Origin of the sequence: Paenibacillus dendritiformis, assembly GCF_015845845.1 — a bacterium.
Classification (GTDB): Bacteria; Bacillota; Bacilli; order Paenibacillales; family Paenibacillaceae; genus Paenibacillus_B; species Paenibacillus_B dendritiformis_C.
The window spans coordinates 1-7,309 of the sequence record NZ_LDIG01000193.1 but is presented as its reverse complement, the minus strand read 5'-3'; the positions used below and the strand labels follow the sequence as shown (position 1 = coordinate 7,309).

Genomic DNA, 7,309 nt, shown 5'->3' with positions numbered 1-7,309 from the left:
CGGCTCTACGCCGGCCTCCGCCGGGTGCTGAGCGAAGCGGGCAGCGGCCGGGCCATGGCGCCGGACATGCGCCCCGGCGGGCGGCAGCGGGTGATTGTGGATTGAACTGGCGGTTCCGGGACCCCAACGAACAGAAGTCGAAGGAGGGAGAAGCGACGTGGAACACGTAGATGAACAGATCATTTCGCTGTTGTATGGAGAGTCGGAACAACAAGGAGCACGGAGGAAGCAGGAGAATCAAATGACGCCGCCGGACTTTGCCTCGCCGCAAACCATATTGAAGATTAACGGGGAGACTATTCCCTTCTCGGAGGAGCAGCTTCTGGACGGAAAGCTTCGGGTTCCGCTGCCTAAAACATTTCATGTGATGCCCCCTGAGATCGAGGCGCTGAAATATCCGTCTGAACAGCGGCCGGATGTTATTTATTCGAATGATAGTGCTTCGATTAATATTGCGTTCAACTATACGGAACAATCCCTTTCGGCCAATGAGATAGAGGACTTCACCGCCGCTATGGTGCAGATTCTTCGTCGAACGCAGCCGATATTGCAATGGTACGAAGACGGAGTTCGCTATATCCGGGAAAAGCCTATCGGATACTGTGAATTTCAGGTTCCTTCCTTGAGTGCGAACTTATATCAATTGATGTTCTTTGCCGAGTTGGATGGCAGGGCCCTATTATGCACTTTTAACTGTACCGAGGAAGAAATGAAGCATTGGAAGCCAATAGCTTGGGGGATTATGGACTCGCTGGATTTAGGGAAGGAGGGACGTAACGATGAGCCAGTCGGCGCTCGCATATCATAATCTGAAAATATCTCCTTACGAGCTGGTAAGCCTGCAAGAATTGACAATGACCAAGAAGATTAATGAGCATACGAGACTTTCTTTTACCGCGATTGTGCCGGAGGAACTGAAGGACAGTTATGTAGAGATGACAGATGCGGATACGACCGTGGAAATCGCCCAAATCGATGAAGAGGGGGCGAGCAAGCCGCTGTTCAGCGGTATTGTGTTACATATCGGCATCAAGGTTGTCCGCGACATTTACTACCTCGAAGTGGAGGCTGTCTCTCATACCTATAAGCTGGATGTGAAGAAGAAGAGCCGATCATTCCAGAACAAAGCGATGACGATTCCCATGCTATTGGATGTCATTGCTACGGATTATCCGGGTTTGGATGTCGTCGACGAGGCGACCAATCATGCACGCTTGGGTCGGCTTACGGTGCAGTATGAGGAGACGGACTGGCAGTTCCTCAAGCGAATCGCGTCACGCTATCGCACGAGTCTCATGCCGGCGGCCGTTTTTGATAAACCGAAATTCTACTTCGGCATCTTCCAGAGCAGCTCCCAAACCCGTCTTGACGATTATCACTATACCGTCCGCAAGCGCATGACATCCTATCGCCATTTTGCCGAAAATGATACCCAGCAGGTTACGGAAAACGATTTTATATTCTACGAAATAGAGACAAATCGTGTGCTGGAGCTAGGCAACTGGATTGGATTCAAAGGCAAAAGCTTGTACGTCTGCGAAGCAAGAACCGAAGTGAAAAACGGATTATTGAAGCATCATTATGTCCTCTGTTCGCATCGGGGATTGCGGCAAAAAATGATTCCCAACTCGCAAATCGCAGGCGTATCCATTCAAGGAAAAGTCATTGAAGTCGTTCGCGACACGGTGAAGGTGCACTTGAACATCGACAAGAAGCAAAGCAAAGAGGAAGCGCATCGCTTTCCTTACACGTCGATATATACGGCTGAAGGACATACGGGCTGGTACGTTATGCCGGAGATTGGCGATCCGGTTCAAATCTATTTTCCGAGCGACCGGGAGGAAGAGGGGGTCGCCACCGGAGCCGCCCGCGAGAATTCGTCGGTTGGCGGGATGAACAAGCTTGGCAACCCTGACGTTAAATATTTCCGCACGGCTGCGGGCAAGGAAGTGATGCTTAGCCCTGAAGAAATTGTAATTACGGCAAAAGACGGCGAAGTTTTCATCAGACTAAATGAGAAAGATGGCATTGAAATTTTCAGCAAGAAAGGAATAAAGCTGATATCACAAGACAGTATCCTGATGGATTCAGGCAAAAAGGTCATCGTGTCGGCCAAAAATGAAATCAGCATGTCTTGCAAGGAGAGCAGTATCAAGCTCGATGGCAATGCCACTATTGTCGGCAGGGAATTGAAAACGAACTGAGTTAAGGGGATATGACGTGGACAAAGCGGAGTCGATTGCTCATTTCCAAGAACATGTAGTGTGGCAGGAACGGGCGAATATGCAGCTCGTGCTGGAGCGGGACTATCAATTGCATAAAGAACGGCTTGCCGCTGACTTTGTGACCTCCTTCCAACAAATATGCCGACAGATTCGGGACGCACAGGCACGGGAGGAGAAAGGGGCTATCGGATACATCGCGTACTCTATGCTCCGGACCGAGCTGTTGGAAGGGAGATATATCTATCGGGTGGAGGCCTTGGATAGCGGATGGGTATTTGACCGCCATCCCTATGTGCTGGAGTATGATGCCGGATGGGCATTTCAGCATCTCGACACGCTGCGGAGCAGGATGATGTCAGCCAGTCATATGTATGGAGGCAGAGTATCTGTTCCTCTCATTGAACGGATGCTGCTTACGGAAGCAATTGCCATTCATCGGTATGTCATTGCTCTAGCAAGATATGCGCTGCCCCAAGCAGTCGAGCTGGAAGAATACCGGGACATTGCAAAAGAGCCTGAATTTGAGATTCGGGCCGGGGAATATATGGACCTGAGCGAAGCGGTGTTCAAGCAATATGAATGTGAGCGGGATTCAGCGTCCGTTCGTGCATGGCTGGAGGACAAGGAAGAAGCGGCGTATGCTTACGAATCCTATCGAAATATGGATTTGCAAAACGGAGACTACGGAGGCATTGACTTCCAATTCTCTGAATTCAATCAATGCGATCTGTCGCAATCCAGCTTGCAGGATAGCATACTAATCGGATCGAGATGGCATGATACGGCTCTCGTAGGGACCGATTTCTCCCGGAGTCAGGTTCACGGGGTTGAATTCCGTGACTGTGATCTTAGGGGAGCGGTCTTTCGGGGAGTGGAAGGGACCAACGGTTGGAAGGACGCTCTATTTCTTCGTTATCCCGGCCTATCCGCGCTTCGCTTTGCCGGCTCTAATCTGGAAGGGGCTGATTTTACGGGGGCCTCTTTATATGGAGCTGATTTTTCCGAAGCAAATGTGGTGGATGCCGTATTTGAGGGGGCGGATTTGACGAACGCCGTATTCTCTCAACGCCAGCGGGAGGCGCTCCGGCTGGATCCGCAGCAATGGGAACAGACCCTATGGAAAACGTAAGGAGACACGGGACATGAGTTACTTTATCCTCTCACAGGATGATCGCATCCCTGACGCCATTGAACCTGTTGGCATAAGAAAGGCCATTCCCAAGGACATTCTTGATGAAGCACGGGTTGGCGAACTGAAAGAAATGAGTCTGCAGTTCCCCATCCCTGATCGCGAACAAATCGAATATGTCGATTTTATTGAAAGGCCGATTCCTCTCTTGTCCGATAAGCTCAAGCAGTTGATTGAGAAGTTCCTGCCGCGGCAGTTCTATCATCCCGTAGGACTGGTCGACTTCACTCGGATGAGGCAGGAAGTCTATTGGCTTACACTGCCGCAGCGCATGGATTGTCTGTCCGATCAGAGCGAGTTCCATCCCAATGGCACGCTCAAGCGGCCCGTTATTAGAGGAGACATGACCGGGAATGCCCCATTTTTCCAAATCGATGGCATCTATGAAACGATTCTTGTTGTGAACTTATTTTTGGCAGAAAGCATGTTGAGGCGAGACTTCCATGGACTGAGGCTGACCAAGATAGAAGAAGTGTAGCGAGTGGAGCGGGAGGTGATGGAGATGAGTGCAGGGAAGTCGGGGAAAGACAAGAAGGAAATGACTCCTCAAGCCAGCAGCGGCGATAAGAAAAGTTATGTCGTCGCGGGCGCCATATTAAGCTGCAGCTACGGTTCGCAGCCAAGCCATATGGGCATGCAAATGAGCCACGGCGTGTATGTCAAAGGGAAGCCGATCATGAATGTCATGGATCACATCCCTAATGTGAACATTATGCCATTTGGAACATGCGGGAGCATGCAGAATCCTGCCGTCGCCGCGGCTACGGCGGCCAAGGGCGGCATACCGCAGCGGGTGCCGTGTACGCCGATGGTAATGATGCCCTGGCTCGGCGGCAAAACGGATAAACTGGTTGACAACAATCCTTCTTTATTGAATGATTCAACGAACATGTGCATGTTCTGCGGGAAGATAAAGGTTGAGGATGACGGGCAGAATTTAACTGGTATTCAGGTAGTAAAAGTAACAGGTGATTACAGCCCTATTGTACCGGAAGAAGAACAGGATTGGACTAAACAATTAATGAAGGATATTACTAAGAACGCAGTTATAGGGGCAGGAGATGCTTTAGTTGGGAAGTATTTTTTCGATAAGCTCAGTGATCGAAAATACTATACTGTTAAAGCTCCAGTTTTCGGGCCTGCGGCGGAAATAAAGGGAGTTCATTTTAACCGGAGCACAAAATATATAAAAGGAGCCTCAAAAGTTCTTGGTCCTGCTGCAGTTCTGGCAACTGCAAGTGACGTGTTAGAGGACTTTCAAAAGTATGAAGGAAATGACAGGTATTTTGCCGCAGGAATAGATATAGGAGGGGGGCTCACAGCAGGAGCTATTGGATGGGGTGCGGGTGCCTTAGGCGTCCCCGTTGTAGGAGCTATTGGACTCGGTGTCGCTGCAGGTGTACTTATAGGAGCAGGAGTCAGCTATCTCAAGGAGCTATGGTTTGGCGAATGAAAAGGGGGACAAAAATGAGTTTAAGTTATTTACCATGGCAAGTGTATATTATTATAACGATTGGTGCATCTTTAATAGCTATTGTGTATGCCTTGAGAGAAGCAAGGAATAGTCCTAGGACTATTGTTATCGGAATGTTGCTCATTGGGTTCAGTGGTATTTTGACAGCAATAAATAAATTCTTGGAAACTAAATTTCATAAAGTTCCAATCCTTATTGGTGTTATGGTTTTTATTGGTTTTATTGGAATCACACTCTTTTTTATTGGTGCCTATAAAAAAACAAAAGAAGACCCTGAGAGACATAAAGTTATCCGAATATGTATCTATACCATCATAGGGTCATTAACAGCGATGGGTATTATTGCTCTTTTGGCTATATATAGATGATTCGATTTGCACTTGTCAGGAGTGAATAACCAATGAATCTGCTTCCGAACGGTTCTGTTGTACTGCTAAAGGGAGGAAAGAAAAGAGTTATGATTTATGGAAGGCTCCAAAAGACGGGAGACACCGACAAGCTATGGGATTATATTGCTTGCTTATATCCAGAGGGGAATATTGATCCTAACCAGTCGTATTTATTTGACCATAGCCAGATTGAAACGGTGTTTTTTACAGGTTATCAGGACATGGAAGAGGTAGCCTACAACCAGGTACTTCAGGAGTATCGTGATAAAATTGTTGCCCATAAATAACTATTCAGGGTAATAAGTAAAGCCATCACCCACCTGAAGGGGGGATTATGTGAGTACATCAACCAAGCTGGCGGAGTACGGAAATATACAGATTGTGTCGCCATACGAGATACATAGCCTCAGTACACTTCGGGTTGATAAGAAAGTGAACGAGCATGCTCGGATGTTGCTTACAGCGATTGTTCCCGAAGAGAAGAAAGATAGTTGCGTAGATATGGCTAACGATACGGACACGATTGAGATTCGTGAGTTATCTGATGAGGGAGACGTTATTCGAACCTTGTTCCATGGGATCATCTCCGATATTGCGGTTAAGGTCGTTAGGGGCTTCTATCGTCTGGAGATAGAGGCGGTATCTCATTCCTATCGTCTTGACATAAAGCCGAAAACCCGCTCCTTTCAGAATCATAAAATGCGGTACGAGGAATTGGTTCAGCATATTCTGTCCGATTACCCTGGCTCCGACTTTATTGATTTGACGTTCAACAATGCGCCGCTGGATCAATTTACTGTTCAGTATCAGGAAACCGACTGGCAATTCCTCAAACGTATGGTTTCCCGATTCGGGACCGTTCTTATTCCGGAGGTAGCGGCCGATTCTCCGAAGCTCTGGGTCGGATTGCCTGAGGGCAAACCCGATTCTCTCCGCAATACGAACTATCAGGTGCTGCGAACACTAAATAATTATGGGCAGAAGGAAGATGGCGTCACTAGTTACTTGATTGTAACGAAACGTTATTATAATCTTGGAGATCGGATTCTATTCAAGAACAAGCCACTGATTGTTACCGGTTGCACATCCCTTCTAAATGAGGGTATGCTCACCCATGAATATATTTTACAAGCCGAAGCAGATAGCCGTTGGCAACCGATATGGAACGAGTCTATTCGAGGCGCATCCCTTGCAGGAAAAGTAATAGACGCCGCGAAAGATAAAGTGAAGATCCATTTGAATATAGACGATGTGCAGACAAAAGAGGATGCATGCTGGTTTCCTTATTCTTCTCCCTATGTGGCAGAAGGAAAGACAGGCCTATATTGTATGCCGCAGATTGGCGACTCTGTCCAGTTGTATATCCCGAATTATCGGGAGGAAGAAGCCTTTGTCCGCTCCTCTTTTCGTCAAGAGGGGAATTCTCCGAAGCTGGGCAACCCTAGTGTGAAATATTGGGGCAATCCCCTCGGGAAGGAAATTAAGTTCAGCGGCAATGAGCTAAGGATGACGGCCCAGGAGAACCATGTTTTTGTGAAGCTGCATGACAACAAAGGCATTGAGCTTCATAGCAAGGACGCTATCGTTGTCCACTCGGACAGAGAAATAGTGCTTGATGCTGGCAGGTTAGACATGCGGGCCAAAGAGGCAGTCTATCTCTTGAGCGGATCGAGTAGTATTGTGTTGGATGGGGATACAGATGTTAAGGCTGGACAGGTGATTGTAAAGGGCATTGCAAAGTCTCCAGTGCGTGTGGAGCAGCCTGATTCACCGGCAGGAAAGGGAAGCGCACAAAACGGAAAGCCTTTAAAGAGCAGTACAGAATTGGCGCTGCATGCACTTGCCTTGATCCCAGGTATCGGAAACGCAGCCGTGTTAGGAGCGAAAACGATAGCCGCAACTGGAGGGAGCACTTCTCATTTGCCGAGAAACAAAACGGGCAAATCGAACTCTGTTGCAGATTACTCCAAGGCGGCTATTTCCATGATGGGCAGCATTCCAAGTCCATTGCCAGCCACCAAAACAATATCAA

General features: G+C 48.1%; 8 protein-coding genes. All 8 read left to right on the top strand.

The window, feature by feature from the left end:
- The first annotated feature begins 241 nt into the window (after positions 1 to 241).
- Positions 242 to 808 carry a hypothetical protein gene (locus ABD76_RS19715; RefSeq protein WP_242069657.1) on the top strand — a complete coding sequence of 189 codons (567 nt, stop codon included), beginning with the start codon at positions 242 to 244 and terminating at the stop codon, positions 806 to 808.
- Entirely contained in the window at positions 780 to 2,204 is a 1,425-nt protein-coding gene (locus ABD76_RS19710; protein ID WP_197258857.1) for a contractile injection system protein, VgrG/Pvc8 family, read from the top strand. Before ABD76_RS19715 ends, ABD76_RS19710 begins: the two co-directional genes overlap by 29 nt.
- 16 nt (positions 2,205 to 2,220) lie before the next feature.
- Positions 2,221 to 3,354 carry a pentapeptide repeat-containing protein gene (locus ABD76_RS30475; RefSeq protein ID WP_197258856.1) on the top strand — a complete coding sequence of 378 codons (1,134 nt, stop codon included), beginning with the start codon at positions 2,221 to 2,223 and terminating at the stop codon, positions 3,352 to 3,354.
- Between the two features lie 13 nt (positions 3,355 to 3,367).
- Positions 3,368 to 3,892: a serine protease gene (locus ABD76_RS19700; RefSeq protein WP_197258855.1), complete on the top strand. Its 525-nt coding sequence runs from the start codon at positions 3,368 to 3,370 to the stop codon at positions 3,890 to 3,892.
- Between the two features lie 24 nt (positions 3,893 to 3,916).
- Positions 3,917 to 4,867, top strand: coding sequence for a DUF4280 domain-containing protein (locus ABD76_RS19695; protein ID WP_197258854.1), 951 nt, complete (start codon positions 3,917 to 3,919; stop codon positions 4,865 to 4,867).
- A 14-nt stretch (positions 4,868 to 4,881) separates the two neighbouring features.
- Positions 4,882 to 5,256: a hypothetical protein gene (locus tag ABD76_RS19690; RefSeq protein WP_197258853.1), complete on the top strand. Its 375-nt coding sequence runs from the start codon at positions 4,882 to 4,884 to the stop codon at positions 5,254 to 5,256.
- Positions 5,257 to 5,288: 32 nt separating this feature from the next.
- A complete protein-coding gene (locus tag ABD76_RS19685) occupies positions 5,289 to 5,564 on the top strand; it encodes a DUF4176 domain-containing protein (protein ID WP_111154942.1) in 276 nt (91 codons plus the stop codon).
- A 49-nt stretch (positions 5,565 to 5,613) separates the two neighbouring features.
- On the top strand, positions 5,614 to 7,309 hold a 1,696-nt coding region (locus tag ABD76_RS19680; protein ID WP_338125155.1), incomplete at its 3' end, for a contractile injection system protein, VgrG/Pvc8 family.